General features: G+C 67.6%; 24 protein-coding genes and 1 tRNA gene. 16 read left to right on the top strand and 9 right to left on the bottom strand.

What is annotated here, in order from left to right; all coding sequences use genetic code 11:
* Window positions 1–23 precede the first annotated feature (23 nt).
* The 4 genes from rpoN (at window position 24) to KIP89_RS08165 (ending at window position 3,530) form a co-directional block, all read left to right on the top strand.
* Entirely contained in the window at window positions 24–1,595 is a 1,572-nt protein-coding gene (gene rpoN, locus KIP89_RS08180) for an RNA polymerase factor sigma-54 (protein ID WP_213754891.1), read from the top strand.
* A 258-nt stretch (window positions 1,596–1,853) separates the two neighbouring features.
* A complete protein-coding gene (gene hpf, locus KIP89_RS08175) occupies window positions 1,854–2,486 on the top strand; it encodes a ribosome hibernation-promoting factor, HPF/YfiA family (RefSeq protein ID WP_213754890.1) in 633 nt (210 codons plus the stop codon).
* Window positions 2,487–2,562: 76 nt separating this feature from the next.
* The gene (ptsN, locus tag KIP89_RS08170) at window positions 2,563–3,027 is read left to right on the top strand and encodes a PTS IIA-like nitrogen regulatory protein PtsN (protein WP_213754889.1); all 465 of its coding nucleotides are present in this window, start codon (window positions 2,563–2,565) and stop codon (window positions 3,025–3,027) included.
* A 173-nt stretch (window positions 3,028–3,200) separates the two neighbouring features.
* Window positions 3,201–3,530: a helix-turn-helix domain-containing protein gene (locus tag KIP89_RS08165; RefSeq protein WP_213754888.1), complete on the top strand. Its 330-nt coding sequence runs from the start codon at window positions 3,201–3,203 to the stop codon at window positions 3,528–3,530.
* A gap of 569 nt (window positions 3,531–4,099) precedes the next feature.
* Here KIP89_RS08165 and KIP89_RS08160 read toward each other — a convergent pair.
* The 6 genes from KIP89_RS08160 to rpmH form a co-directional block, all read right to left on the bottom strand.
* Complete coding sequence (locus KIP89_RS08160; protein ID WP_213754887.1) at window positions 4,100–4,534, bottom strand: lipid-binding SYLF domain-containing protein; 435 nt, start codon at window positions 4,532–4,534, stop codon at window positions 4,100–4,102.
* Between the two features lie 350 nt (window positions 4,535–4,884).
* Window positions 4,885–5,958 carry an NAD(P)-dependent alcohol dehydrogenase gene (locus KIP89_RS08155; RefSeq protein ID WP_213754886.1) on the bottom strand — a complete coding sequence of 358 codons (1,074 nt, stop codon included), beginning with the start codon at window positions 5,956–5,958 and terminating at the stop codon, window positions 4,885–4,887.
* A gap of 148 nt (window positions 5,959–6,106) precedes the next feature.
* Window positions 6,107–6,790, bottom strand: coding sequence for a ribosome biogenesis GTP-binding protein YihA/YsxC (gene yihA, locus KIP89_RS08150; protein ID WP_213754885.1), 684 nt, complete (start codon window positions 6,788–6,790; stop codon window positions 6,107–6,109).
* On the bottom strand, window positions 6,791–8,608 hold the full coding sequence (yidC, locus tag KIP89_RS08145) for a membrane protein insertase YidC (RefSeq protein ID WP_213754884.1): 1,818 nt from the start codon (window positions 8,606–8,608) through the stop codon (window positions 6,791–6,793).
* The gene (gene rnpA / locus KIP89_RS08140) at window positions 8,598–9,008 is read right to left on the bottom strand and encodes a ribonuclease P protein component (RefSeq protein WP_213754883.1); all 411 of its coding nucleotides are present in this window, start codon (window positions 9,006–9,008) and stop codon (window positions 8,598–8,600) included. The genes yidC and rnpA overlap by 11 nt, the downstream gene beginning before the upstream one ends.
* 63 nt (window positions 9,009–9,071) lie before the next feature.
* Window positions 9,072–9,206: a 50S ribosomal protein L34 gene (gene rpmH / locus KIP89_RS08135; protein WP_013165198.1), complete on the bottom strand. Its 135-nt coding sequence runs from the start codon at window positions 9,204–9,206 to the stop codon at window positions 9,072–9,074.
* A gap of 786 nt (window positions 9,207–9,992) precedes the next feature.
* Here rpmH and KIP89_RS08130 point away from each other — a divergent pair.
* The 12 genes from KIP89_RS08130 (at window position 9,993) to arsJ (ending at window position 21,277) form a co-directional block, all read left to right on the top strand.
* A complete protein-coding gene (locus tag KIP89_RS08130; protein WP_213754882.1) occupies window positions 9,993–11,549 on the top strand; it encodes a sensor histidine kinase in 1,557 nt (518 codons plus the stop codon).
* Between the two features lie 13 nt (window positions 11,550–11,562).
* Window positions 11,563–12,882, top strand: coding sequence for a glycoside hydrolase family 2 TIM barrel-domain containing protein (locus KIP89_RS08125; RefSeq protein ID WP_369807079.1), 1,320 nt, complete (start codon window positions 11,563–11,565; stop codon window positions 12,880–12,882).
* Window positions 12,883–13,014: 132 nt separating this feature from the next.
* Window positions 13,015–13,091, top strand: a tRNA-Arg gene (locus KIP89_RS08120).
* Between the two features lie 420 nt (window positions 13,092–13,511).
* Window positions 13,512–14,378, top strand: coding sequence for a metalloregulator ArsR/SmtB family transcription factor (locus tag KIP89_RS08115; protein ID WP_369807078.1), 867 nt, complete (start codon window positions 13,512–13,514; stop codon window positions 14,376–14,378).
* A 97-nt stretch (window positions 14,379–14,475) separates the two neighbouring features.
* Window positions 14,476–14,847, top strand: coding sequence for an ArsR/SmtB family transcription factor (locus tag KIP89_RS08110; RefSeq protein WP_213754880.1), 372 nt, complete (start codon window positions 14,476–14,478; stop codon window positions 14,845–14,847).
* Window positions 14,840–15,382 carry an arsenate reductase ArsC gene (locus tag KIP89_RS08105; protein WP_213754879.1) on the top strand — a complete coding sequence of 181 codons (543 nt, stop codon included), beginning with the start codon at window positions 14,840–14,842 and terminating at the stop codon, window positions 15,380–15,382. The genes KIP89_RS08110 and KIP89_RS08105 overlap by 8 nt, the downstream gene beginning before the upstream one ends.
* An 11-nt stretch (window positions 15,383–15,393) precedes the next feature.
* Window positions 15,394–15,831 carry an arsenate reductase (glutaredoxin) gene (gene arsC, locus KIP89_RS08100; RefSeq protein ID WP_213754878.1) on the top strand — a complete coding sequence of 146 codons (438 nt, stop codon included), beginning with the start codon at window positions 15,394–15,396 and terminating at the stop codon, window positions 15,829–15,831.
* A gap of 18 nt (window positions 15,832–15,849) precedes the next feature.
* A complete protein-coding gene (gene arsB / locus KIP89_RS08095; RefSeq protein ID WP_213754877.1) occupies window positions 15,850–16,938 on the top strand; it encodes an ACR3 family arsenite efflux transporter in 1,089 nt (362 codons plus the stop codon).
* A gap of 98 nt (window positions 16,939–17,036) precedes the next feature.
* Entirely contained in the window at window positions 17,037–17,366 is a 330-nt protein-coding gene (locus KIP89_RS08090; protein ID WP_213754876.1) for an ArsR/SmtB family transcription factor, read from the top strand.
* Window positions 17,363–18,619, top strand: a complete 1,257-nt coding sequence (locus KIP89_RS08085) for an MFS transporter (RefSeq protein WP_213754875.1) — start codon at window positions 17,363–17,365, stop codon at window positions 18,617–18,619. Before KIP89_RS08090 ends, KIP89_RS08085 begins: the two co-directional genes overlap by 4 nt.
* 352 nt (window positions 18,620–18,971) lie before the next feature.
* A complete protein-coding gene (locus KIP89_RS08080; RefSeq protein ID WP_213754874.1) occupies window positions 18,972–20,015 on the top strand; it encodes an ArsJ-associated glyceraldehyde-3-phosphate dehydrogenase in 1,044 nt (347 codons plus the stop codon).
* A gap of 2 nt (window positions 20,016–20,017) precedes the next feature.
* Window positions 20,018–21,277, top strand: a complete 1,260-nt coding sequence (gene arsJ, locus KIP89_RS08075; protein WP_213754873.1) for an organoarsenical effux MFS transporter ArsJ — start codon at window positions 20,018–20,020, stop codon at window positions 21,275–21,277.
* Window positions 21,278–21,299: 22 nt separating this feature from the next.
* Here arsJ and KIP89_RS08070 read toward each other — a convergent pair whose 3' ends face one another.
* The 3 genes from KIP89_RS08070 to KIP89_RS08060 form a co-directional block, all read right to left on the bottom strand.
* Window positions 21,300–22,442 carry an alpha/beta fold hydrolase gene (locus KIP89_RS08070; protein WP_250152278.1) on the bottom strand — a complete coding sequence of 381 codons (1,143 nt, stop codon included), beginning with the start codon at window positions 22,440–22,442 and terminating at the stop codon, window positions 21,300–21,302.
* Between the two features lie 70 nt (window positions 22,443–22,512).
* Entirely contained in the window at window positions 22,513–23,550 is a 1,038-nt protein-coding gene (cydB, locus tag KIP89_RS08065; RefSeq protein ID WP_213754872.1) for a cytochrome d ubiquinol oxidase subunit II, read from the bottom strand.
* Window positions 23,551–23,552: 2 nt separating this feature from the next.
* Window positions 23,553–24,968: a cytochrome ubiquinol oxidase subunit I gene (locus KIP89_RS08060; protein WP_213754871.1), complete on the bottom strand. Its 1,416-nt coding sequence runs from the start codon at window positions 24,966–24,968 to the stop codon at window positions 23,553–23,555.

Raw genomic sequence — 24,968 nt, 5'->3', positions numbered from 1 at the left:
GCCGCCCCCGGAGGTCGCGCGCCATGTCGCTAGGCCCGCGCCTGGAGTTCCGCCAGACCCAGTCTCTGGTGATGACGCCGCAGCTGATGCAGGCGATCAAGCTGCTGCAGCTCTCCAATCTCGACCTCGTCGCCTATGTCGAGGCCGAGCTGGAGCGCAACCCGCTGCTGGAGCGCCAGGCCGAGCCCGAGGGCGAGCGCCGCGAGGATGACAGCATCGCCGAGAATGAGCGCGCCGAAAGCGGCGTTCATGGCGATGCCGACAGCCGCGTCGCCACCAATGAGGAAGGCCACACCGCCGACTGGCTGGAGGAGCGGCTCGATTCCTCGCGCAGCGCCATCGAGGACCGGCTCGACACCGGCCTTGAGAACGTGTTTCCCGACGATGCCGGGCGCGAGCCCGCCGGCCCGCCCACCGGGCTCGACGGCGCCGCCTATTCGGAATGGTCCGGCGTCGGCTCCGGCGGGCGCGACGGCGACGATTACAATCTCGAAGCCTTCGTCTCCGCCCAGACCACGCTGGCCGACCATCTGGAAAGCCAGCTCAGCCTCGCCATCCTCGATCCGGTGCAGCGCCTGATCGGCACCAATCTGATCGATATGATCGACGAAGCCGGCTATGTATCGGCCGATCTCGCTGGCGTCGCCGAGCGTCTGGGCGCGCCGCTGGCCGTGGTGCAGCAGGTACTCACCGTCATCCAGGGCTTCGATCCGCCGGGCATCGGCGCGCGCTCGCTGGCCGAGTGCCTCGCGCTCCAGCTCAAGGAACGCAACCGCTACGACCCCGCCATGGCGGCGCTGCTGGCCCATCTCGAACTGCTCGCCCGGCGCGAATTCAACACGCTGAAGCGGGTCTGCGGCGTCGATGACGAGGACCTCGCCGAGATGGTGGCGGAGATCCGCCGGCTGAATCCCAAGCCCGGCCTCGCTTTCGGCTCCGGCATCATCCAGCCGATCGTGCCGGATGTGTTCGTGCGCGGCAGCACGGAGAACTGGCTGGTCGAGCTGAATTCCGACACGCTGCCGCGCGTGCTGGTCAATCAGGCCTATTATTCGCGGGTGCAGAAGACCACGCGCGGCGAGAAGGAAAAGGCCTTCCTCAGCGAGTGCATGCAGACCGCGACCTGGCTGACCCGCTCGCTGGACCAGCGCGCCCGCACCATCCTCAAGGTCGCCACCGAGATCGTGCGCCAGCAGGATGCGTTCCTGACGCTCGGCGTGCAGCATCTGCGCCCGCTCAACCTGCGCATCGTGGCCGACGCGATCGGCATGCACGAATCCACCGTGTCGCGCGTGACATCCAACAAATACATGGCGACGCCGCGCGGAATCTTCGAGATGAAGTATTTCTTCTCGTCCTCCATTTCCTCGGCCGATGGCGGGGAGGCGCATTCGGCCGAATCCGTGCGCTTCCGCATCAAGCAGATGATCGACGCGGAGAGCCCGGACGACGTGCTGTCCGACGACACGCTGGTGCAGCGCCTGCGCGAGGCCGGCATCGACATCGCCCGCCGCACCGTGGCCAAGTACCGCGAGGCGATGCGCATCCCCTCCTCGGTGCAGCGCCGGCGCGAGAAGCAGGCCGCCGCCGGCTGAGCGCCGGCTGGGCGGCCCTGCGGCCGCCCGAATCACCCGCCCGCTGGCCGTTCGCGCGCGCGGCGCCTTGCGTGAGCCTTGCGGCGCCCGCCTGCCCCCGGCGCTTCCGGGGACCTATCCACCGCCATCGTTGACACTTTCCCTTCCGGCTCCTACCTCTTTAAGGCACCGGCCGGGCAAGTAGGGGGTTCGGGCAGGTCGCGGGGTCCGCGTTGCAAGGGCCGCCGCGGGCATGCCCCAGCAGAGGGACTAGTCACCATGCCGCTGCGGGTTTCAGGGAAAAATATCGACGTGGGCGAGGCGCTCCGGCAACGGGTTGCCGAACGTGTTGCCGTCGCCATGGAGAAATATGTCGACGGGGGCTGGTCCGGCCACGTCACGGTGGCCCGCGAGGGCTCCGGCTATCGCTCGGACTGCGCGCTGCATCTGGACAGCGGCACCGTCCTGCAGGCCCATGCGGGCGCGCAGGACCCCTATGCCAGCGCCGATGCCGCCGTGGAGCGGATCGAGGCGCGGCTGCGCCGCTACAAGAGCCGCGTGAAGCGCCGCCCGACCAATGGCGAGCACGCCAGCGAGCTTCTGGCTCCGCTGATGGAGACCGCCCCGCTGACCGTCCTCTCCGCGCCGGATGAGGAAGAGGACGCGATGGAAGGCTGGTCGCCGACCGTGGTGGCCGAGGCGACCACCAAGCTGCCGCGCCTCGCCGTCAGCGACGCCGTGCTCGAACTCGATTTCACTGGCGCATCCGTGCTCGTGTTCCGCCATGCCGGCCATGGCCGCATCAATGTGGTCTACCGCCGCGTCGACGGGCATGTGGGCTGGGTTGATCCGCCGGAGACGCTGGCCACGCCGAACGGTGCCTCTGCCGCCCTGGCGGACGACCTTCATTGACCCGCTCTTTTTCTGAAGCGCGCGCGGCCCCCTCGGTGGCCCGCGCGCTTCCTCTCGCCACGACCCGGATCCCGCAATGGCCTTGAACGACATATTGGCGCTTCCAGCCGTCTTCCCGGCTCTCAGGGTCACCAGCAAGAAGCAGGCGCTTCAGGAGCTGTCCGCCAAGGCGGCGGAACTGCTGGGCCGTGACGAGCGACAGATTTTCGAGACGCTCAACCAGCGCGAGCGCCTCGGTTCCACCGGCGTCGGCAGCGGCATCGCCATTCCCCATGGCAAGCTCGCCAAGATGGACAAGCTGTTCGGCATGTTCGCCCGGCTCGACAAGCCGATCGACTTCGAATCGCTGGATGGCGAGCCGGTCGACCTCATTTTCCTGCTGCTCGCCCCCGAGGCGGCGGGCGCCGATCACCTCAAGGCGCTGGCCCGCGTCGCCCGGCTGCTGCGCGACCCCGAGGTCGCCCGCAAGCTGCGCCAGTCGCGCGACAGCGCCTCGATCCACGCCATCCTCACCGGCACGCCGGCCACCGACGCGGCCTGACATCGCGTCATGACCGCGCGCCGCCGCTTGGCATCCGGTCGCCGGGCCGCACCGAAGGAGCGGGAGGGGATATCAAAGGCGCGCGCGGGGCTGCACAGGCCGGCCGCGCGCCCTACCTCAGGAGGCGACAGCCGGTGGCTCTCGCGCCACCGGCCCGCTGCGAGGAGCGCCTGATGCCCGAGACCACCCTTCCTGCCCAATATGCCCTGAACTCTGCCCAATGCCGTGCCGCGCGGGCGCTGCTCAACTGGTCGCCGGCGGAGCTGGCCGAGCGGGCCCATGTGCCCACCGACTGGCTGCATGAATTCGAGCAGGGGCGCGAGCCCGGCCTTGATGCCGATCCCGGCGAGGCGGCGCGCCTGCGCCGGGCGCTGGAGGCGGCGGGCGTCGTCTTCCTGGCTGCGGGGGAGGCGAGTTCCGGTGGCGGCGCGGGCCTGCGCCTGCGCGATCAGAAGGCCGGCTACATCGCCACGGAGAACCTCTCCAGCGCCAATGATGGCTGACGCGCCGCGCGCGCTTCCCCGCTGACGCCGGCCGCATCTGGCGCGAGCCGGTTTCCGACGCAGCCCGCGCCCGCCAGCGCGGGTCCAAGAGCTGACCCGCCGGCGCCGGCCCACGCGCCGTCATCGCTTCAAAAACACGTTATCCCGTCGCTGGGCCAGCATCCCCCGCCATCGACATAGCGGGGGCTCCCGCCGATACGCCGTCATCCCCGGGCCTGACCCGGGGAGCCATGGCTTCCCTTCACGCCCGTCATGCTGAGGTGCTGGCCTGAGGGCCGGCCTCGAAGCACGCAGGTCCGTGCCGAGGCGCGGGTGTCGCCTGCGTCCTTCGAGGCCCGCTGGCGCGGACACCTCAGGATGACGGAAGAAGCGAAGTGCCGGCATAGCCGGCATGTCCGTGCGGGCACCTCAGGATGACTCTGGTTACCTGAACGCCGTCATCCCCGGGCTTGACCCGGGGATCCACGGACGCAGCGTGCGCCCGGAGCCGCCTCATCGACGGGCGATGTCGCTGATCTGATGACGGCGGGGCGGAGGCCAGCGAGGCCGCCGCTGCTACATCGGCAGCGTCACTTGAGCGACAGAGCAAGCCCGCTCAGATCAAGGCTGACGATGAGGCCCTTCTGCTCGCCGCCCAGCTCCAGAACGGCGCCGTTCTGGTTCGTCAGGACGACGACCTGCGCGCCCTTGCCGAGCGCGGCGCCCGCACCGCCCTGAGCATAGACGCCGGACACGTCAGACGCCTGGCGGATGTTCTTGACCGTGCCGCGCAGGCGGGTCTCGGAAGCGCCGAAGGTCAGGCCATAGCTCAGCCCGCCGACCGAGAGAGGATATTTGCGGCCCTGAAACGTCAGCACGCCGTCTCCGCCGGAGCCGCCGACGATGAAGCCGGCCTTCACGATGCGGATGCTGATGGTGCCGTCAGCCGCGCTCGCCATCGATACGGCGCCGATGAGCGTTGCCAATGCGAGGAGCCCGACCTTTAGTGCTGACAAGAGGTTCATCGACGATGCCTTCCCTATGAGAGTGATGGGCCATGGTGCCCATCGCTCGATAACGCGCACTCTGGTCGTTCGTTGCCCGACAATCAACGCGAGACTGAACGCCCGTGCGTGGCGCCAGGGCTGCCGCATGGACGCCGCGCATCTGCCGGGGGCCACCGCGGGCGAGTGCCTCCCGGCCGAACGCCCGTCATGCTGAGGTGCCGGCCAAAGGCCGGCCTCGAAGCACGCAGGCCCGTGCCGGGGCGCGATGCCCGCCTCTGCGTCCTTCGAGGCCCGCTGACGCGGGCACCTCAGGATGACGGGGGCGATGCCGCGGCCATGCGGCGCCGCACGGCCGCGAAGGGTGGCCCTCAGGGCGTGATCGCCACCTTCAGCACGCCGTCGCGCTGGTGGGAGAAGAGGTCATAGGCCGCCTCGATGTCGTCCAGCTTGAAGCGGTGGGTGACCAGCGGCTTGAGATCGACGCGGCCGGAGGCGATGACGTCCATCAGCCGGCGCATCCGCTCCTTGCCGCCGGGGCACAGGGTGGTGATGATCTTGTTGTCGCCCAGCCCCGCCGAGAAGGCGCTCAAGGGGATGGTCAGGTCGCTGGAATAGACGCCGAGGCTGGACAGCGTGCCGCCCGGCCGCAGCACCCGCAGCGCCGCCTCGAACGTCGCCTGCGTGCCCAGCGCCTCGATCGCGACATCGACGCCGCGCCCGTCGGTCAGCGCCATGATCTGCTCGACCACGTCGCCATTCTTGAAGTCGACGATGTGGTTGGCGCCGAGCTGGCGGGCGATCTCCAGCCGCTTGGGCACCGTGTCGACGCCGATGATGGTCGTGGCGCCCTTGAGCTTGGCGCCGGCCACCGCGCACAGGCCGATCGGGCCGAGCGCGAACACCACCACCGTGTCGCCGATCTGCACTGCGCCGCTCTCGGCGCCGGAGAAGCCGGTCGACATGATGTCCGGGCACATCAGCACTTCCTCGTCGGTGAGCCCGTCCGGGATCGGCGAGAGATTGGCGAGCGCGTCGGGCACCCGCACATATTCGGCCTGCGTGCCGTCGATGGTGTTGCCGAACTTCCAGCCGCCGGTGGCCTTGAAGCCGTGCTTGGTGCCGGCGCCGTCCTGCGAGCCGCAGCCGCACAGGCAGGCATAGGAATAGCCCGACGGGGTGATCGCCCCGGCGATGACGCGCTGGCCCTCGCGATAGCCGGTCACCGCCGAGCCGAGCTTCTCGATGATGCCGACCGGCTCATGGCCGATGGTGAGGCCGCGGGCGACCGGGTACTCGCCCTTGAGGATGTGAACATCAGTGCCGCAGATGGTGGTGGTGGTGATGCGCACCAGCGCGTCGAGCGGCCCGATGTCGGGGATCGGCTTCTCGTCCAGCACGATGCGGCCGGGCTCGACGAAGATGGCGGCTTTCATCTTGGGCATGGCAAATCCTCCTGTGATCGGGCCGCACTATGGCGGTCCGACCGGACGAGGATATGACCGCGATCAATCGCCGGCGAACAAATCCGGCCGGCGCGCAGTGGCTGGACGCATTAATTTAGCCGGCACCTTATCCCGGTAAGGAAAGGGCTTAGCCGACGCCGCGCTCGGCCATCAGCCGCACCACGGCGGCGCGCAGTTCGCCGATGCCGCTGCCCTCGCGCGAGGAGGTGGGGAACACGGTGGGGAATGCCGCCGGCCGGCGCGCGAGCCCGGCCTGCGTCTCGGCGATCCGGGTTTCCAGCTCGCCCTTCTTCAGCTCATCGGCCTTGGTCAGCACCACGGCATAGGACACCGCCGCCTTGTCGAGCCCGTCCAGCACCTCGCGGTCGATCGGCTTCAGGCCATGGCGGGAATCGATCAGCACGAAGACGCGGGCAAGGTTGGCCCGGCCGCGCAGATAGGCGTGCACGGTCGCGGTCCAGGCGTCGACCTTGTCCTTCGGCGCCTTGGCGAAGCCGTAGCCGGGCATGTCGACCAGCGTCAGCTCCGGGCCGAGGCCGAAGAAGATCAGCTCCTGCGTGCGGCCCGGCGTCACCGAGGTGCGGGCCAGCGCCTTGCGCCCGGTCAGCGCGTTGACGAGGCTCGACTTGCCGACATTGGAGCGGCCGGCAAAGGCGATCTCGATGGTGCGCATCGGCGGCAGCGTCTCGATCGTCGGCGCCGCCGTGAGGAACTGCCAGTCGCCGGCGAACAGCCGCCGCCCGGCCTCGATCTCCTCCGGCGAGGGTCCGCCGGAGGTGTTGTCGTCCTGGGTCTCGGGGGTATCTGCCACCTAGCCGGCCTTCGGCTTCTTGCGGACGAACATGCCCTTGAGATTGTCCCACAATTCGATCTTCACGCCATTCTTGCGCATGATGATCGACTGCTGGAGCACCGAGAGGGTGTTGTTCCACGCCCAGTAGATGACGAGGCCCGAGGCGAAGCTCGCCAGCATGAAGGTGAAGACCAGCGGCATCCAGTCGAAGATCATCTTCTGCGTCGGGTCCGGCGGGGCCGGGTTGAGCTTCATCTGCGCCCACATGGTGCAGCCCATGATGATCGGCCACACGCCGAGCATCAGGAAGTGGCCGATCACCGGCACCGTGCCCGGATCCCACGGGATCAGCCCGAACAGGTTGAAGATGGTCGTCGGGTCGGGCGCCGAGAGGTCCTGGATCCAGCCGAAGAACGGCGCGTGCCGCATTTCGATGGTGACGAACAGCACCTTGTAGAGCGCGAAGAAGACCGGGATCTGGATCAGGATCGGAAGACAGCCCGCGACCGGGTTGATCTTCTCCTTCTTGTAGATCGCCATCATCTCCTGCTGGAGCTTCATCTTGTCGTCGCCGTAACGCTCGCGCAGCGCCGTGATTTCCGGCTGCACCGCCTTCATCTTCGCCATCGAGGCGTAGCTCTTGTTGGCGAGCGGGAAGAAGATGCCCTTGAGCAGCACGGTGACGATCAGGATGGCGACGCCGAAATTGCCGACGCCCTTGTAGATCCAGTCGATCACCAGAAAGAGCGGCTTGGTGATGAAATAGAACCAGCCCCAGTCGATCAGCAGGTCGAAGCGGTCGATATTGTAGGCGGCGTCATAGCCGTCGACCACGCGCACTTCCTTGGCGCCGGCGAACAGGCGGGCGTCGGTCTGCGCGCTGGCGCCGGGGGCGACCGTTACCGGATCGCCGAGGAAATCAGTCTGGTAGATCAGGTCCGGCCCGGCCTGGGCGGCGGAGAAGCGCGCCTGCACCTTCTCTTCCGCGCCGGGGATGACGGTCGCGGCCCAGTATTTGTCGGTGATGCCGAGCCAGCCGCCGGTGGAGGCGAAGGTCTCGGTCTTGCGCTCGGCGATGTCGGCATACTTGATCTCGTGCAGGCCACCCTCGGTGGTCACGCCGATCAGGCCCTCATGCAGGATATAGTAGCCGAGCGTGTGCGGGGTGCCGTGGCGCGAGACCAGCGCATAGGGATGCAGCGCCACCGGCTCGGCGGTCGCGTTGTCCACCTTGTCGACCACATGGAACATGTAGTTGGCATCGATGGTGATGGTGCGGCGGAAGATGAGGCCGGCGCCGTTGTCGAAGCTGAGTTCCAGCGGCGTGTCGGGGGTGAGGCGGGCGCCGTCGGCGACGCTCCACACGGTCTGCCCGTCCGGCACCTTCACGGTCGAGCCGGCACCCGGCACCCAGCCGAATTCGGCGTAGAACGGGTTCGGCCCGCCCGAGGGCGAGAGCAGCACGATGATCGGGCTGTCGTCCTTCACCGTCTCCCGGTAATCCTTCAGCGACAGGTCGTCGACTCGCCCGCCGCGCAGATTGACCGAGCCGACCACGCGCGGCGTGTCGATGGCGACGCGCGGGGCGCGGGCCAGCGCCTGATCGCGGGTCAGGGCCGCGGCGGTGCCCGGCGCCGCGTTCGGCGCGGTGGCGCCGCCCGGCGTCGGGGCGGTCGAGCCGGCCGTCTGCGCGGCCTGCTGCTGCTGCAACTCCGCCTGCTGCTGGGCCTGGCGCTGCTGCTCCATCTGCGGGACGCCGGAGAAGAACTGCCAGGCGATCAGCACCGCCATCGACAGCACGATGGCGACGATCATGTTTCGGTTTTCACTGGTCATGGGCAGTTCTCTCTGTCGAGGCGGCCTTGGGCAGCGGCGCATGGGTGGGCGTCGCGGCAGCCGGCCGGCGCCGGCTTCCTGAGTGGAGGCGGGCGATGCCCCGCTCTATGTCGTTGATAAGGTCGGAAAACGGCACGGTCATCGCGGCACGCCGGGCGACGATCACATAATCGAAGCCGTCGCGCCCGGCGCGGGGCAGGGCCTCGCGCACCGCTTCGCGCAGGCGCCGACGAATGCGGTTCCTGACGACGGAATTGCCATGTTTCTTGGTGACGGTGAGCCCGATTCGGGGCGGCGCCGCGTCGGCGCGGTCACGGCCCTGCAACAGCAGCGGGCCGGAATTGGCGCGCAGCCCGGAGGCTGCGGCCAGAAAGTCCTTGCGCGTGACGAGCCGGTGCATGAAGGCGCCGATCCTCAGGCGGCAGGGCCGCGCGCCCCAGCCATTAGGGGCCGCGAAACGATATCAGGCGGACAGGCGCTTGCGGCCATGGGCCCGGCGGGCATTGATGATCTTGCGGCCGTTGCGGGTCGCCATGCGCGCACGGAAGCCGTGCCGGCGGGCGCGCACGAGCTTGCTCGGTTGATAAGTGCGCTTCACGGGTATCTCTCCGCTGTTTCATTGACGCCGCCCGAACCGGGATGCCGTCCCGCATCCGGCCGGCCGCGAAACCTGTCGCGGCGCAACTGCGCATAGGCGGGGGACAACCCGACCGCTGGGCAGCCGAGGTTGGGGCGGCTTATAGGGGCGGCGCCGGACCGAGTCAATCTGGAAGTGGGCGTGCTGCTGGAAGTGGGCGTACTGCAAGTCGACATGGTGCAAGTTGACGTGCTGCGGCGCGTCGGGCCCGCGTCGCCGCCTGCGGCGGGCAGGCCGGCATTCGCTGGGGATGGTGAGGCCATGGCGGCTGCCGCGCAATCCCCGCGCAATGCTGGCGCGTCACCCCTCGTTACGGCGCGTCACGCTTCGGGTGATGGCCCCGCTCGGGCGGTCCGCCTGCCGCCGGAGCGGGGGCGGGCGCCCGACAGCGCGGGGCCCAGTGGCTCCCGTTCTGCTGCTTTCGGCGGAACCCGCACGCGAAAAGCGCGCGGGCTCTGGTGCGGGGCGCGGGACGCCATAGATGAGGGAAAGGACGCGGGCGTTGTCCGCTGACGATTTCCGGGCGCGTAAGGCCGCCGCCCGGCATCCAGCGGGCGGGGCGCCGCGTATTTCCGGGGATCGGCTCTTTCGCGAGATCCGTCCCGCGGGAAACGACGTGCCAATGAGAATTGCCGTGCCGCCGCCGCATTCCCGCCGTGCCATGCGCGCGCGATTCGCGCGGGGGCGGGCGGCGCCGGCGGGTGTATGATCAAAGGCCCGGCTCCGGCCGTGGCGAGAAGGGGACCGATGGAAGACCGGCTGGAGCGCCTGAACGACGCGGCGGGCCTGCCCGACAGCCGGGCGGCCAGCGATGGCGCGCGCCGGGCGGGCACCACGCCGCGCCTTGGCGCCCGTGCGCCGATTCCCCGCCATCTCGGCCTGTCCGGCAAGCTGCTGGCCTTCACCCTTGCCTTCGTGCTGCTGGCCGAGGTGCTGATCATCGTCCCGGCGGTCGCCTCCTTCCGCGTCAACTGGCTGTCCGACCGGCTGGCCGCTGCCCGCACGGCGGCGCTGGTGCTGGACGCGGCGCCCGACGGGATGATTCCCCCGCAGCTCACCCGCGAATTGCTCGGCAGCGTCGGCGCTATCACCGTCGCCCTGAAGCGGGACGATACGCGCCGCCTGCTCGCCTCCAGCGAGATGCCGCCGGAAGTCGACCTGCATGTCGATCTGCGCGACGTCGACCCGCTCCAGGCGGTGTCGGAGGCGTTCGACACCCTGGCCGCCTCCGATGGACGGATTATCCGCGTCGTCGGCAATCCGCCGCGCGGCGACGGCTTCGTCGAGATCGTTCTGGACGAGACCCCGCTGCGCAAGGCGATGATGCGCTTCACCCGCAACATCCTGCTGGTGTCGCTGGTCATCGCCGCGCTTACCGGGGCGCTGGTCTATCTCGGCCTCGCCTGGATGTTCGTGCGGCCGATGCGGCGCCTCACCCAGCGCATGATCGCCTTTCGCGAGAACCCGGCCGTGCCGGTGCCGGTGCTCGGCCCGCCCGAGCGGATGGACGAGATCGGCCTCGCCGAGCGCGAATTCGTCGTCATGCAGCAGCAGATCGGCGAGACCCTGCAGCAGAAAAGCCATCTCGCGGCGCTCGGCCTCGCCGTCTCCAAGATCAATCACGATCTGCGCAACCTGCTCGCCTCCGTCCAGCTCATCTCCGACCGTCTGGCCGATATTCAGGACCCGGCGGTGCAGCGTTTCGCCCCCAAGCTGGAGGCCGCGCTCGACCGTGCCATCGCCTATTGCCAGCACACGCTGGCCTATGGCCGGGCGCAGGAGCCCCCGCCGGAGCGCCGCATGGTGCCGCTCGGCCCGCTGGTGGCGGAGGTGCGCGACACGCTGGGCCTCGGCGGCACCGGCGAGGAGGCCCCTTCCATCGGCTGGGTGGCCTCGATCGAGCGCGGCATGAAGGTCGATGCCGACCCGGACCAGCTGTTCCGGGTGCTGCTCAACCTGTCGCGCAACGCCATGGAGGCGCTGTCCGCCCGCGCCCCGAACGACCCGATTCGCGACCAGATCCGCATCACCGGGCGGCGCGAGGGCACCATCGCCATCATCGAGGTGGCCGATACCGGCCCCGGCGTGCCCGAGCGTGCCCGCGCGCATCTGTTCGAGGCCTTCCAGGGGTCCGCCCGGCGCGGCGGCACCGGCCTCGGCCTCGCCATCGCCGCCGAGCTGATGCAGGCCCATGGCGGCGGCGTCCAGCTCGTGCCCGGCACCATCGGCGCCACCTTCCAGCTGCGCGTGCCCGACCGGCCGGTCGATCTCGATGCCCACCGCGCCGCCCGCTCGCATGGGTGAGCGGCGGAACGGAGTGGGGGAGGCGGGCGCTCCGTCGGTCGTCCCGGCCGGGGCCTCGCGTGGGCGGCGCCGTCGCGGTCTCATTGCCCTCCCGCTCGTTCTCACTGGCCTGATCGTCCACCTCACTGCACTGACGCTCCGGCCGGCGGCCGCCGCCGAGGTCACGGTCGCCGGCCGTGCGATCGAGGTCGATGGGGCGCCCTTCGCGGTGCGCGGCGCGGCCGGGGAGGGGCGTCTCAACCTGTTGAAATCATTGGGTGCGACGACCGTCCGCTCCTATGGCGGCGACCCCGGCGCGCTGCTCGACGCGGCACAGGCGGCCGGTCTCAAGGTCATTGTCGGCCTCTGGGTCGGCCAGCCCCGGCAGGGCGCCGATTATGGCGACGCCGCTTTTGTCGCCCGCCAGCGCGACGAGCTGCAAGCCCTTGTCAATAAATACAAAAATCATCCGGCGCTGCTGATGTGGGGCATCGGCAACGAGGTCGAGGTCGATCTCGCCGATCCCGCCGGCGTCTGGCCGGAGATCGAGAAAATCGCCAGCATGGTCAAGGGCTTGGACCCGGATCACCCGACCATGGCGGTGCTCGCCGAGATCGGCGGTGACAAGGCAGCTCACCTGCGCCAAGCCGCCCCCTCCATCGACGTGCTCGGCATAAACTCTTATGGCGACGCGCTTTTTTCCGTCGCGGAGCGGGCCCGCGGGCAAGGCTGGACCGGCCCGATCGTCATCGCCGAGATGGGCGCTTTGGGCCAATGGCAGGCCGCGACCACCCCCTGGGGCGCCCCCTTCGAGCCCTCATCGACCCAGAAGTCGATTCAATTCCGTCGCTATCTCAAGGCGTTAGGCGATCAGCAGGCGGGTGCCGTGACGTTTTTCTGGGGGCAGAAGCAAGAGGTCACGCCGACTTTCCACAGCCTGTTCCTGCCGACAGGAGAATGGACCGAACCCCTTGAATCCATGGCGGAATCCTGGGGCGGCACGACACCGGACGGCAACCACGCGCCCCGCATCGCCTCCCTGCGCCTCTCCGCCGATCCCAGCGCCCCCTTCGCCAGCTGGGGCCCGGAAGGCGGTGCCGTCACCCTCGACGCCCTCGACCCGGATGGTGATCCGATCGAGGTCCGCTGGACCGTCATGGCGGAAAGCCGGGCGCGTGGCATCGGCGGCGATCCTGAAGCATTGCCAAAGGCTTATCCCGAGGCCATCAGCACCGCCGGCCCCACCGGCGCCCGCATCGGCGGCCTCGCCGCCGGCCATTATCGCCTGTTCGTCGAGGTGCTGGACAGCCGCGGCGCCGCCGCCACCGCCAATCTCCCCTTCGAGATCCGCTGACCGGTAATTTGCCGATAAGCCTGTGGACAGTCATCTATGACACGACAACGTCTTGCATCCTCCGCCGAAACGGGGTAGCAGACGGCCCTCGCTGGCAGCACATGCCGCGAAACGCTTCCCTCGGGAAGCCGGGCGCCCGTAGCTCAGCTGGATAGAGCACCAGACTACGAATCTGGGGGTCAGGAGTTCGAATCTCTTCGGGCGCGCCACTATCTCTTTGAAGAATAAGAGATTTCTGAATTTTCATAAATAAGAACGCAGGCCGCCATCCGGCAGGAATCGTTACCATCTGGTCCTGCTGCGGGCCCGCGTGGTGATCGGCTTCCATTTGGGGGGGCGATGCCGCACTTTCTGGCGCGTTAGGCTCAATCCTTCTACCGGGGCTCTCAACGACGACACGGCGCGGCGAACCAGCGGCGTGGTTACGACCCCGCGTCATGGAAGCGTCGTACAGTGTCCTTGCAGGTTCGTCGGTTAATCCCGACAGATCGAGCTTTGAGAGTGCTCCACGCGCCGTTATTTTCTCGTCCGGCTCGCGGTCCGCTCCCCGAGCCGCTGGTGGGGGCGACGTTCAAGAGCGGAAGCTGAAACGAAAGCAGGGTGACGTGATGCAGGGTGAGGCGAGGGATGTGAAGCGGCTGTTGTCGGACGATGCTGTCGCGATGTTCGACGCGCTGGCCCAGTCGACCCGGCTCGACGCCTTCCGCCTGTTGCTGCGCTACGCGCCCTTCGGGTTGAATGCGGGGGATGTCGCCCGCCTGCTGGCGGTCCCGCACAACACGATGTCGACCCATCTGGCTCAATTGGAGCGGGCGGGACTGGTGGCCTCACGCCGCGAAGGGCGGTCGATCATCTATTCGGCCAGAGCCGGGCGGGCGGCGTCGATTCTTGATCTGCTGCTTGGGGAATTGCCGAGGTCGGCGGACGAAGGGGCGGGATTTCCGCGCTTGCGACCGGGCGAGCCGGCGGAGCGGCGCTACAATGTGCTTCTGGTGTGCTCGCATAATTCGGCGCGCTCGATCATGGCGGAGGCGGTGCTAAACCGCGAGGGACGCGGGCGTTTCCGTGCTTTCTCCGCGGGCAGCGTCCCACGCGGCGCGCCGCATCCGCTGGCGCTCGATCTGCTGCGCTCGCTCGGCTACACGACCGAGGATCTGCGTTCGAAGGGCTGGGACGAGTTCGCCGGCGGCGCCGTCGAGCCGATGGATTTCGTGATCACTGTCTGTGACGCGGCCGCCGGTGAAAGCTGTCCGGTTTTTCCCGGCCATCCGCTGACGGCACATTGGGGTCTTGCCGATCCCACCGCATCGGGCGGCACCGAGGCGCAATTGCGTGCCGCGTTCCTGGCCACCTATCGGCAGATCGCGGCCCGCATGTCCGCCTTCGTCAATCTTCCCCTGGACACCCTTGATCTCACCGCCCTGAAGGCCCGCCTCAGCGATATTTCGGTGATGGAAGGCGCCACCGAGATGACATTGGCTGCGCGTGGGACCTAAGCGCAGCGACCGGTAAAAACTCGGCCCTGTTGGCATCTACAGAGTGTCGCCATCGAAGATGCTTGATCCGTGTCCATATGTCGGATATCGTCGACATATGGACACGGATCAAGCTCTCATAGCCTTCGCGGCACTCGCGCAGTCGACTCGGCTCGATGTTTTCCGGCTGCTCATCGCGCATGAGCCCGAAGGCATGCCGGCCGGCGAGATCGCGCGTCGGCTTGATGTGCCGCACAACACGCTCTCCGCCCATTTCGGCATTCTCGCCCGCGCCGGTCTGATCGTCGCGGAGCGCCGGAGCCGCCTCATCATCTACCGCGCTCGACTGGACGCGGTGCGTCATCTCGCATCCTTCATCCTGAAGGATTGTTGCGGCGGAAAGCCGGACATCTGTGCCCCGCTGATCGCCGATCTTCAGCCCTGCTGCCTGGCAGGAGCCAATGCCGCCAAGGAGGCGTGCCATGTCTGACACGACGTCGCTCGGTCACATCTACAACGTCCTGTTTCTCTGCACCGGCAATTCCGCCCGTTCGCTGATGGCGGAATCAATCCTCGCCAAGGACGGCCACGGCCGCTTCCGGGCTTTCTCCGCCGGCAGCCAGCCCAGGGGCAGCGTGCACCCGCTGACACTGACGACGCTGCGCAGCCTGGATTATCCGGCCGATGGTCTGCGCTCCAAGGGCTGGGATGAATTTGCCGCCCCCGACGCGCCTGTGATGGATTTCGTCTTCACCGTCTGCGACAGCGCGGCGGGCGAGACCTGCCCGGTCTGGCCCGGCCAGCCGATGACCGCGCATTGGGGTATCGAGGACCCCGCCGCCGCTGAAGGTACCGAGATCGAGAAGGAGGCCGCCTTCGCCCGCACCTTCCGCTATCTCAAGAACCGGATCTCCGCCTTCACCGCCCTGCCGATCCGCAGTCTCGATACACTGACACTGGGAGCTCGGCTGCACGAAATCGGTCGCGGCGAGGGCGCCACCAGTCCCCGGCGCGATGTCGCCTGAGGGGGCGTGCCATGTCACCTGAGAGTGCCGACGTCACGATCTATCACAACCCCGCCTGCGGCACGTCACGCAACGTGCTGGGGCTCATTCGCAATGCCGGCCTCACTCCGACGGTGATCGAATATCTGAAGACCCCGCCGAGCCGCGCGGACTTGGTGTCGCTGATCGCCCGCATGAGCATTCCCGTGCGCGCTCTGCTGCGGGAAAAAGGCACGCCTTATGCCGAACTGGGGCTCGGCGACCCCGCACTCAGCGAGGAAACGCTGCTCGACGCGATGATGGCGCATCCGATCCTGATCAACCGTCCTATCGTTGTCACCGCGCGCGGCGTTCGGCTCTGCCGGCCGTCGGAGACCGTGCTCGACCTGCTCGACGCCCCCCAGCGCGGCGAGTTCCGCAAGGAAGACGGCCAGTTGGTCGTCGACTCCCACGGCACGCGCGCCGCCTGAAACCGAACTGGAGCCCTCATGTCACAGACCCTGGCGATCACGCCCCGGCTGGCCGCACGGCTGTCCTTCCTCGACCGTTATCTCACCGTGTGGATCTTCGCGGCGATGGCGCTCGGCGTCGTGCTGGGCACGGTGTTCACGGGCCTGCCGGAGGCGCTGAACACACTGGCGGTCGGCTCCACCAATATTCCGATCGCCATCGGCCTGATCCTGATGATGTACCCGCCGCTCGCCAAGGTGCGGTACGAGGAACTGCACCGGGTGTTCGCCGACAAGCGCGTGCTGGTGCTCTCGCTGGTGCAGAACTGGCTGATCGGCCCGACGCTGATGTTCGCGCTGGCCGTGATCTTCCTGCGCGACCACCCGGAATACATGACCGGGCTGATCCTGATCGGGCTGGCGCGCTGCATCGCCATGGTGCTGGTGTGGAACCAGCTGGCCAAGGGCGACAACCAGTATGTCGCCGGGCTGGTGGCGTTCAACTCGATCTTCCAGATCCTGTTCTTTTCAACCTATGCTTGGCTGTTCCTCACCGTGCTGCCGCCGCTGTTCGGGCTGGAGGGCAGCGTGGTCGATGTCAGCTTCTGGACCATCACCGAGGCGGTGCTGATCTATCTCGGCATTCCGTTCCTCGCCGGCTTCCTTACCCGCCGCATCCTCATCGCTCGGAAGGGTGCGGACTGGTACGAGAACGTCTTTCTGCCGAAGATCAGCCCGATCACGCTCGGCGCGCTTCTGTTCACCATCGTCGCGATGTTCAGCCTGAAGGGCGGCGATCTCGTGCGCCTGCCGATGGACGCGGTGATCATCGCCATTCCGCTGACGATCTATTTCATCGTCCAGTTCCTGATCAGCTTCGCCATGGGCAAGCTGATCGAGGCGGATTATCCGCGCACCACGGCGATTGCCTTCACTGCCGCCGGCAATAATTTCGAGCTGGCAATCGCGGTGGCCATCGCCGCCTTCGGCCTCGCCTCGCCGGTGGCGTTCGCCGCGGTCATCGGTCCGCTGGTCGAGGTGCCCGTGCTGATCTTGCTGGTACATGTCGCCCTGCGGCTCGGCAAAAAATGGTTCCCCGCGACGGCGCCCTCAGGCGCGGGTTCGTGAGTGGGTTCGATCCGGCGCCCGGGGCGCTGCGGCCTGAATTTCGACAATTGTCGAAATAGGGATTGACCGTTGGCCGGAGCGGCCTTTATCGTATTTCCATGAATCTCGAAATAGCCTCTCGCCAGCTCGAAGCACTGGGCAATCCGACCCGTCTGCAGATCTACCGGACGCTGGTCCGGGCGGGGCCTGCCGGCCTGCCGGTCGGGGGCTTGCAGGAGCGGATCGGCATCGCCGCCTCGACGCTGTCGCATCATCTGAAACGCCTTGTCGAGACCGGGCTGGTGACGCAGGAGCGCCACGCCACGACCCTGATCTGCCGCGCGCATTATCCGGCGATGAATGCCCTGATCGGCTATCTCGCGGACGAATGCTGTGCCGACGCGGGATGCGTCACGGCCGATGCCGCCGCCGGCGGAGTATCGACGTGAGCGAGAATTTCCTTCTGTCCGGCGCGCGCGAACATCGCCCGCCTGGCGCGCGCAGCCTGTTCGTCACCGGCCTGGGTATCGGGCAGGTCTGCTCCTGGGGCTCGCTTTATTACAGTTTCCCGCTGATCGCCGAGGCTATGGGACATGAGCTCGGCTGGTCGAAAAGCGTGCTTTATGGTGCTGCGACGCTCGGCCTCGCTCTGGCAGGTGTGGCGGCCTATCCGATCGGCGCCGCCATCGACCGTGGCCATGGCCGCGCGATCATGACCATTGGCTCGGTGCTGGCCGGCTTGCTGCTCGTGCTGTGGTCGCAGGCCGAGAGCATGGCGCTGTTCTATGTCGCGGTGGCCGGCATCGGCGCGCTGCAGGCGGCGACGCTTTACGATCCGGCCTTTGCCGTCATCGCCCGCCGCTCCGGTCCCTCCCATGCGCGGGCCGGGATCACAGCCCTGACATTATGGGGCGGCTTCGCCTCGACCGTGTTCATCCCTCTGGTGCAGGTGCTGCTCGATACGATTGGCTGGCGCGACGCGCTGATGGTGCTGGCGGCGATCAACATCCTGATTTGTGCCGGCTGCTATTGGTCGGTGATCGACCCCGCCGCCGATGCGCCGATGCATCGCGGTTCAAGCGGCCTGCCGGCGCTGAGCGGGAGGGCAGCGGTGGCCTGGGCGGCGCGCCAGCCGGTGTTCTGGGCGCTGGCGGTGGCTTTCACCGCCTATTCGGCGGCGTTCTCGGCGTTCACCTTCCATCTCTATCCCCTGCTGGTGGAGAAGGGGTTCGAGGTATCTTCCGTGGTCGCGGCCATGACGCTGATCGGCCCGGCGCAGGTGGCGGGACGCATCGCCATCTGGCTGTTCGCGCCGCGCGCGCCGGTGCGGGTGATCGGCTCGGTCACGGTGGCGGTGTTCCCGCTGGCGCTGGTCGCGCTCGATGTGCTGCCACCAAGCTTCCTGCTGATCGCCGTCGTGGCGCTGCTCTACGGTGCGGCGAACGGCATCACCACCATCGTGCGTGGCCTGTCCGTGCCGGAAATGCTCACCCGCGAGGCCTATGGCGCGGTGAACGGAGCCATGTCGGCGCCCAGCACGATTTCGCGCGCGGTGGCGCCGCTGGGCGCGGCGGTGATCTGGTCGATGTCGGGCTCCTATGATGGCGTGCTGCTCGCCATCATCGTGCTGACGCTGCTGCTGGCGTGCGGCTTCTGGCTCGCCGCTTTCCTGTCACGCCAGGCCGCACTCTCCGCAAACTGAGGCTCCCACCGACTCGCTCGCCCAGTCGGGATGCGCGAGCTGCGGAAGGCGTCTGGGACGGCGCAGAATCTCTCTGCGTCGAATAGTCTCGAAATAATGACGATTTGGAGTGCCAGTCGGATGATGTGCTCGACGCATGCCTGCGGCGTCGTTGCTGTGTCTGCACGTTGCTGTGCTCCCGGAGGGGGAGGCTGCCCGGAGAGTATGCGTCGAAAAATGTCACTGAAGTGTCATTCAAGCCTGTTACCGGCGGCTGGTGAGTGTCGCGCTGGATAGCAGCGCCCCATGACGAGACAGGCGCGGCTCGGATGAAGCCGTTGCGTTGCGCCCCGCAGCCTTAGGAGCAGGACGGATGAGAGTCGGCATTAGCGGCATGGGGCGGATCGGGCGGCTGGCGCTGCGGGCGGCGATGGGGGCTGCCGAACGGCAGTCCAGCGATCCGCGTGCCGGCAACCGGCTCGACGTGATCCACTTCAACGAGATCAAGGGCGGTGCTGCGGCCACCGCGCATCTGCTCGAGTTCGACAGCGTGCAGGGCCGCTGGCGCGCTCAGATCGAGACCGCCGGGGAAGATGCCGTCATGATCGACGGCAAGCGCATTTCCTTTTCCGCCCATGCCGCGCCGGCCGATATCCCGTGGGGCGATCTGGGCGTCGATGTCGTGCTGGAATGCACGGGCAAGTTCCTGACCCCGGCCGTCCTGCAGGGGCATCTTGACCGCGGCGCCAAGCGGGTCATCGTCGCCGCGCCGGTGAAGGACCCTTCGGTCCTCAATGTCGTCGTCGGCGTCAACGAGCACCTCTACGATCCGGCTGTGCATCCTATCGTGACGGCGGCGTCCTGCACCACCAACTGCCTCGCCCCCGTGGTGAAGGTGGTGCATGAGGCGATCGGCATCCGCCACGGGCAGATCACCACGATCCACAACCCGACCAATACCAATGTCGTGGTCGACGCACCCCACAAGGATCTGCGCCGCGCCCGCTCCGCCATGCTGTCGCTTCAGCCGACTACGACGGGCAGCGCCACCGCCATTGCGCTGATCTATCCGGAACTGAAAGGCAAGCTCAACGGCCATGCGGTGCGCGTGCCCGTGCTCAACGCCTCGCTCACCGATGCGGTGTTCGAGATGCAGCGCCCGACCACGGTCGAGGAGGTGAACGAGCTGTACCGTATCGCCGCCGAAGGCCCGCTCGCCGGCATTCTCGGCTACGAGCCGCGCCCGCTGGTCTCCGCCGACTATGCCCGCGACACCCGGTCCTCGATCGTCGACGGCCTGTCGACCATGGTCACTGATGAGACGCTGCTCAAGGTCTATGCCTGGTACGACAACGAGATGGGTTATGCCTGCCGGATGGTCGATCTCGCCTGCCACATGAACGAAGTCGGGATCTGAACATGGCGGGCTCATCGGCCGGCGGGCTGCGCAACTACGCCATCGTGACGGCGGCCTATTGGGGGTTCACCCTCACCGATGGCGCCCTGCGCATGCTGGTGCTGTTCACCTTTTTCCAGCTTGGCTACTCGCCGTTCACGCTCGCCTTCCTGTTCCTGCTCTATGAGGCGGCGGGCATCGGCGCGAACTTCATCGGTGGCTGGCTGGCGGCGCGCTACGGCATAACCCGCATGCTGACCGTCGGGCTGGTCACGCAGATCGCCGGCTTCCTGCTGCTGTCCGCCGCCTCTCCCGAATGGGGTAGCACGCTGCTGGTGACCTGGGTGCTACTGGCACAGGGCGTGTGTGGCGTCGCCAAGGACCTCACCAAGACCGCCTCCAAGTCGGCGATCAAGATCACGGAATCGCAGGCTTCCGGCGAGGCGGAGGGCCGGCTGTTCAAATGGGTGGCCTGGTTCACCGGCTCGAAGAACGCGATGAAGGGCGTCGGCTTCTTCCTTGGCGGGCTGCTGCTGCAACTCGTCGGCTTCCGCTATGGGCTGTGGCTGATGGCGGGCGCTCTGTTCCTGGTGATGCTCGGCGTGGTGTTCTCGCTGCCGGCGATGATGGGCAAGGCCAAGGCCAGCCGCAGCGCGCGCGAGCTGTTCGCCAAGTCCAAAGGCATCAATCTTCTGGCCGCCGCGCGCGTCGCCCTGTTCGGCGCGCGGGACGTATGGTTCGTTGTCGGCGTGCCGGTGTTCCTCTATGCCAATGGCTGGACCTTCACGATGGTCGGCGCCTTCCTGGCGCTGTGGACCATCGGTTACGGGCTGGTGCAGGCGGCGGCGCCCTCGCTCGTTGCCCGCAGTGCCGACGGGCTGTCGCGCGAGGTGCCGGCCGCGCGCTGGTGGTCGCTGGCGCTGGCCGTCGTGCCCGTGCTGATCGCTGCGGCGCTGGTGCTGGCCCCGCCTGACCCGACCCTGGTGCTGGTCGTCGGGCTCGCGGTGTTCGGTATCGCCTTCGCGGTGAATTCTTCGGTGCATTCCTATCTGGTGCTCGCCTATGCGGGCTCGGAGAAGGCGGCGGAGGATGTCGGCTTCTATTATGCGGCCAACGCCGCGGGGCGCTTCATCGGCATTCTCGCCTCCGGCTTCCTCTACCAGTTCGGCGGCATCTATGCCTGCCTCATCGGTTCGGCGGTGATGCTGTTCATCTGCTGGTTCGTGACGCTGGCGCTGCCGACGCGGGCTGATACGTCATCGACGGTTCGCACCGTCGGGTGACGCTGTATCGGCGGATGCCGGTTCAATCCGCGGCAGCGGGGCAATTGGAGGCGGCGGGCTGACCCGAGAAGCGGTCCGTCAGCCACTTCACGGCCATGTCGGCGCCACGGCGCGCGGCGGTCCCGTGGTCGACGCCGGCCATCTCGACATAGGTGACACGCCGGCCGCTCTCGCACAGCCGCTTGACGTAGCGCCGTGTGATGGGCGCCTCGACGATCTGGTCGACGCCGCCCTGAAGGATCAGGAGCGGCACATCGCGTGGCGTCTCGGGGGCGCTGTTCTTCGCGATCAGGCGGCCCCAGATGGTGGAATCGCTGGGTTCGGATTTCAGGAAGCCGCTATGCGGGAAGGCCAGGCTGTCGAGCCCAAGCTGAAGATTTTCGAGCGCATTGAGGCTGCAGACCCGCGCAACGCCGTCGATGACCGACATCGTCTTCGCATCAGCAATCTCCGCGACAGGGGCCCCGTAAAAACGCTGCCACGACCAGATGGCATAGGCGGCGATGACACGCCCCGCCGGAGTTTGCGCGTCGGCCCGGAGCAGACGGCGCAGTTGCGTGGGCGCGGAGGCGGCGGCGCTGCCTACCAGGGTCAGTTCCGGGGCGTAGCTTTTGGCGATCGACGCGACGAACAACGCGCCGTGACCGCCCTGCGAGAACCCCCAGGCCGCATAGCGGGAGCCCGCATGGGCCCGCGCCAACTGCCGCACGGCACGCACCGCGTCGATCATCGCACGGGCGGCGCTGATGCCGTCCAGATAGGGGTGGACGCCGGGCGAACCGAGGCCGGGATAATCGGTGGAGACCACCACATAACCCTCCCGCAGCAACGGCTTGAGGCCAAGCGTCTCGCCCATCGCCCTGTCTGCGTTCAGGGATGGCGCGCAGTCATTGGCGACCCCGGTCGTGCCATGGCCCCATGAAACGACGGGCCGTCCCGCCGCCGGGGCCGGTCCATCCGGGATCATGACGAGACCGGAGACGATGACCGGCGTGTTCCGCGATGTGCTCGAGCGATAAAGGATACGGTAGACCGACCCATATCGGCCGGCGCCCGGAATTTCCGTCGCCTGGAGGAGCGCGCCGCGCCGCCCGCCGCCCGGGCCGGACGCGGAGGCAGGTATGGACATGAGCACGGCGAGCACCGCCGCCGCGCACAGCCGCAAGTACCATTTCCAGTTCATTGTGTGCTCTCGCTTGCCGTGCCGCTGATCCAAATCGGGATAGGAACCCGCGTCAGGAGCCGGTATTCCCGCCATAGGCGCCGGCCTCATGCCGTGTCTTGCCGCGGAAGACCCAATAGGCATGGGCCTGATAGGCCAGCACGATCGGGATGATCACTGCGATGCCGACCGAGACGAAGGCCAACGATTGCGGGTCGGACATGCCGTCCCACACCGTGACGTGGCGGGGCACGAGATAGGGCCAGAGACTGACGATCAGCCCGATCAGCCCGAGCGCAAACAGCGACAGGGCCAGCAGGAAAGTGCGGGGCTGCGCGCCCTCCCAGATGCCGCGCCAGATCGCGGCGATGACGGCGAGCGTCGCCAGCGGCACGGGGGCGAGCATCAGCAGATTGGGAAGGGCGAACCAGCGCGCCGCCACTTCCGGTACACTCCATGCACTCCATGCGCTGACCAGAGCCATCATCGCGCCCGTGAGGATGAGCGCGGCATGGGCGATCTCGCGGGCGAAGACCTGCGTCGCGCCGTCGGTTTTCCAGATCAGCCAGCCCGCGCCGATCAGCGCATAGCCGCCGACGAGGCCAGCCCCGCACATAATGCCGAGCAGGCTGAGGAAGCTGAACGGCCCGCCCGCAAACATACCGTTCTCGACCGGCACGCCATTGATCAGCCCACCCAGGATCAACCCCTGGCAGAAGGTCGCCAGCACCGAGCCAGCAAAGAAGGCGATATCCCACACCAGACGGAAGCGCGCCGCCTGCAGGCGGAAGCCGAATGCCACGCCCCGGAAGATCAGCGCGAACAGCATGAACATGATCGGCAGATAGAAGGCCGGCAGCAGGATGTAGTAGCCGGCGGGAAAGGCGGCGAACAGCAGCGTGCCGCCCATCACCAGCCAGGTCTCGTTGCCGTCCCATACCGGCTCGATCGAGGCCATCATCAGGTCGCGGTCGGCGTCGCGCGGGGCGGCGAGGAACAGGATGCCGACGCCCAGATCCAGCCCGTCGGCCAGCACATAGACCGTGACGCAGAACACCGCGACGGCGGCGAAGATCAGCGGGATATAGTCCGCCTGCATAAGCTCGGTCATGGTCAGGCCCTCGCTTGTTCGATGCCGCGCGCGGGCGACGGGATGGGGGACGTGGCAAAGGCGTCGAGCGTGCTGCGCTCGATACCGGGGCGCTCACGGGTCGGCGGCGAGCTGTCGATCGGCCCCTTCAGAGCGACGCGCCCGGCAAACCAGACGAAGGCCAGCAGCAGTACATTGTAGACGGCGAAGAAGATGAGCAGGCTGGTCGTCACCGCGCCGGCCGTGACCGGCGCCGCCGCATCGGCGGTGCGAAGCGCGCCATAGATAATCCAGGGCTGCCGCCCAGCCTCGGTCACGGTCCAGCCAGCCAACACGGCAAGGAAGCCGAGCGGGGTTGTCGCCATGGTGACGAACTGGAACCAGCGCGTAGTGAATAGCTTTCCCCGCAGCCGCAGGACGAAGCCGGTGATCGCGGTCGCCAGCAGAACCACGCCGATGCCGGCCATGATGCGGAAGGCGAAGAACACGATTGGCACATTGGGCTGGTCGGCTTCCGGCACGGCCTTGAGGCCCTGCACCTCTCCGTCCCAGCTATGGGTCAGGTACAGGCTGGCAAGATGAGGAATCTCGATGGCAAAGAGGTTCTTCTGCGCTTCCATGTCCGGCCAGGCGATCACCGTCATGGCGGGGCCCTTGGTGGTCTCCCACAGGCCTTCCATGGCGGCGAGCTTGGTCGGCTGTTCGACCATCGTGTTGCGGCCGTGCATGTCGCCGATGAAGATCTGCAGCGGCGCCAGAATGAGCGCCAGCCCCAGCGCCATGGAGAAGGCCTTGCGGGAGGCGGCGACATGCTGGCCGCGCCAGATATGGAAGGACGAGACCCCGGCGATCACGAAGGAGCAGGTCAGGAAGCTGGCGCACACCATGTGCGCGAGGCGATACGGGAAGGACGCGGTGAAGATGACGTCCCACCAGCTCGCCACATGATAGATGCCCTCGGCATCCGCCACCGCACCGGCCGGCGTCTGCATCCAGCTATTGGCGGCGATGATCCAGGTGGAGGAGATCAGCGCGCCGGTCGCCACCATCAGGCAGGCGAAGAAGTGCGCGCCCTTGGATACCCGGCCCTCACCGAACAGCATGATGCCGATGAAGCCGGCCTCCAGGAAGAAGGCGGTCATGGTCTCATAGGCGAAGAGCGGCCCGAGCACATTGGCAACGGAGCGCGAGAAGCCGGCCCAGTTGGTGCCGATCTCGTAGCTCAGCACGATGCCGGTGACGACGCCCATGCCGAAGCCCAATGCGAACAGCCGCATCCAGAAGCGCATCAGGTCGCGATAGACCGTGTTACCGGTGCGCCACCACAGCGCGCTCAGCACCGTGACGAACCAGGCGGTGCCGATGGTCAGAGTCGGCCACAGGATGTGAAAGCCGATGGTGAAGGCGAATTGCAGGCGGGAGAGGGCGACCGCGTCCAT

Source organism: Ancylobacter radicis (assembly GCF_018449475.1).
Classification (GTDB): domain Bacteria; phylum Pseudomonadota; class Alphaproteobacteria; order Rhizobiales; family Xanthobacteraceae; genus Ancylobacter; species Ancylobacter radicis.
This window is presented reverse-complemented; position numbering and strand designations above follow the sequence as displayed.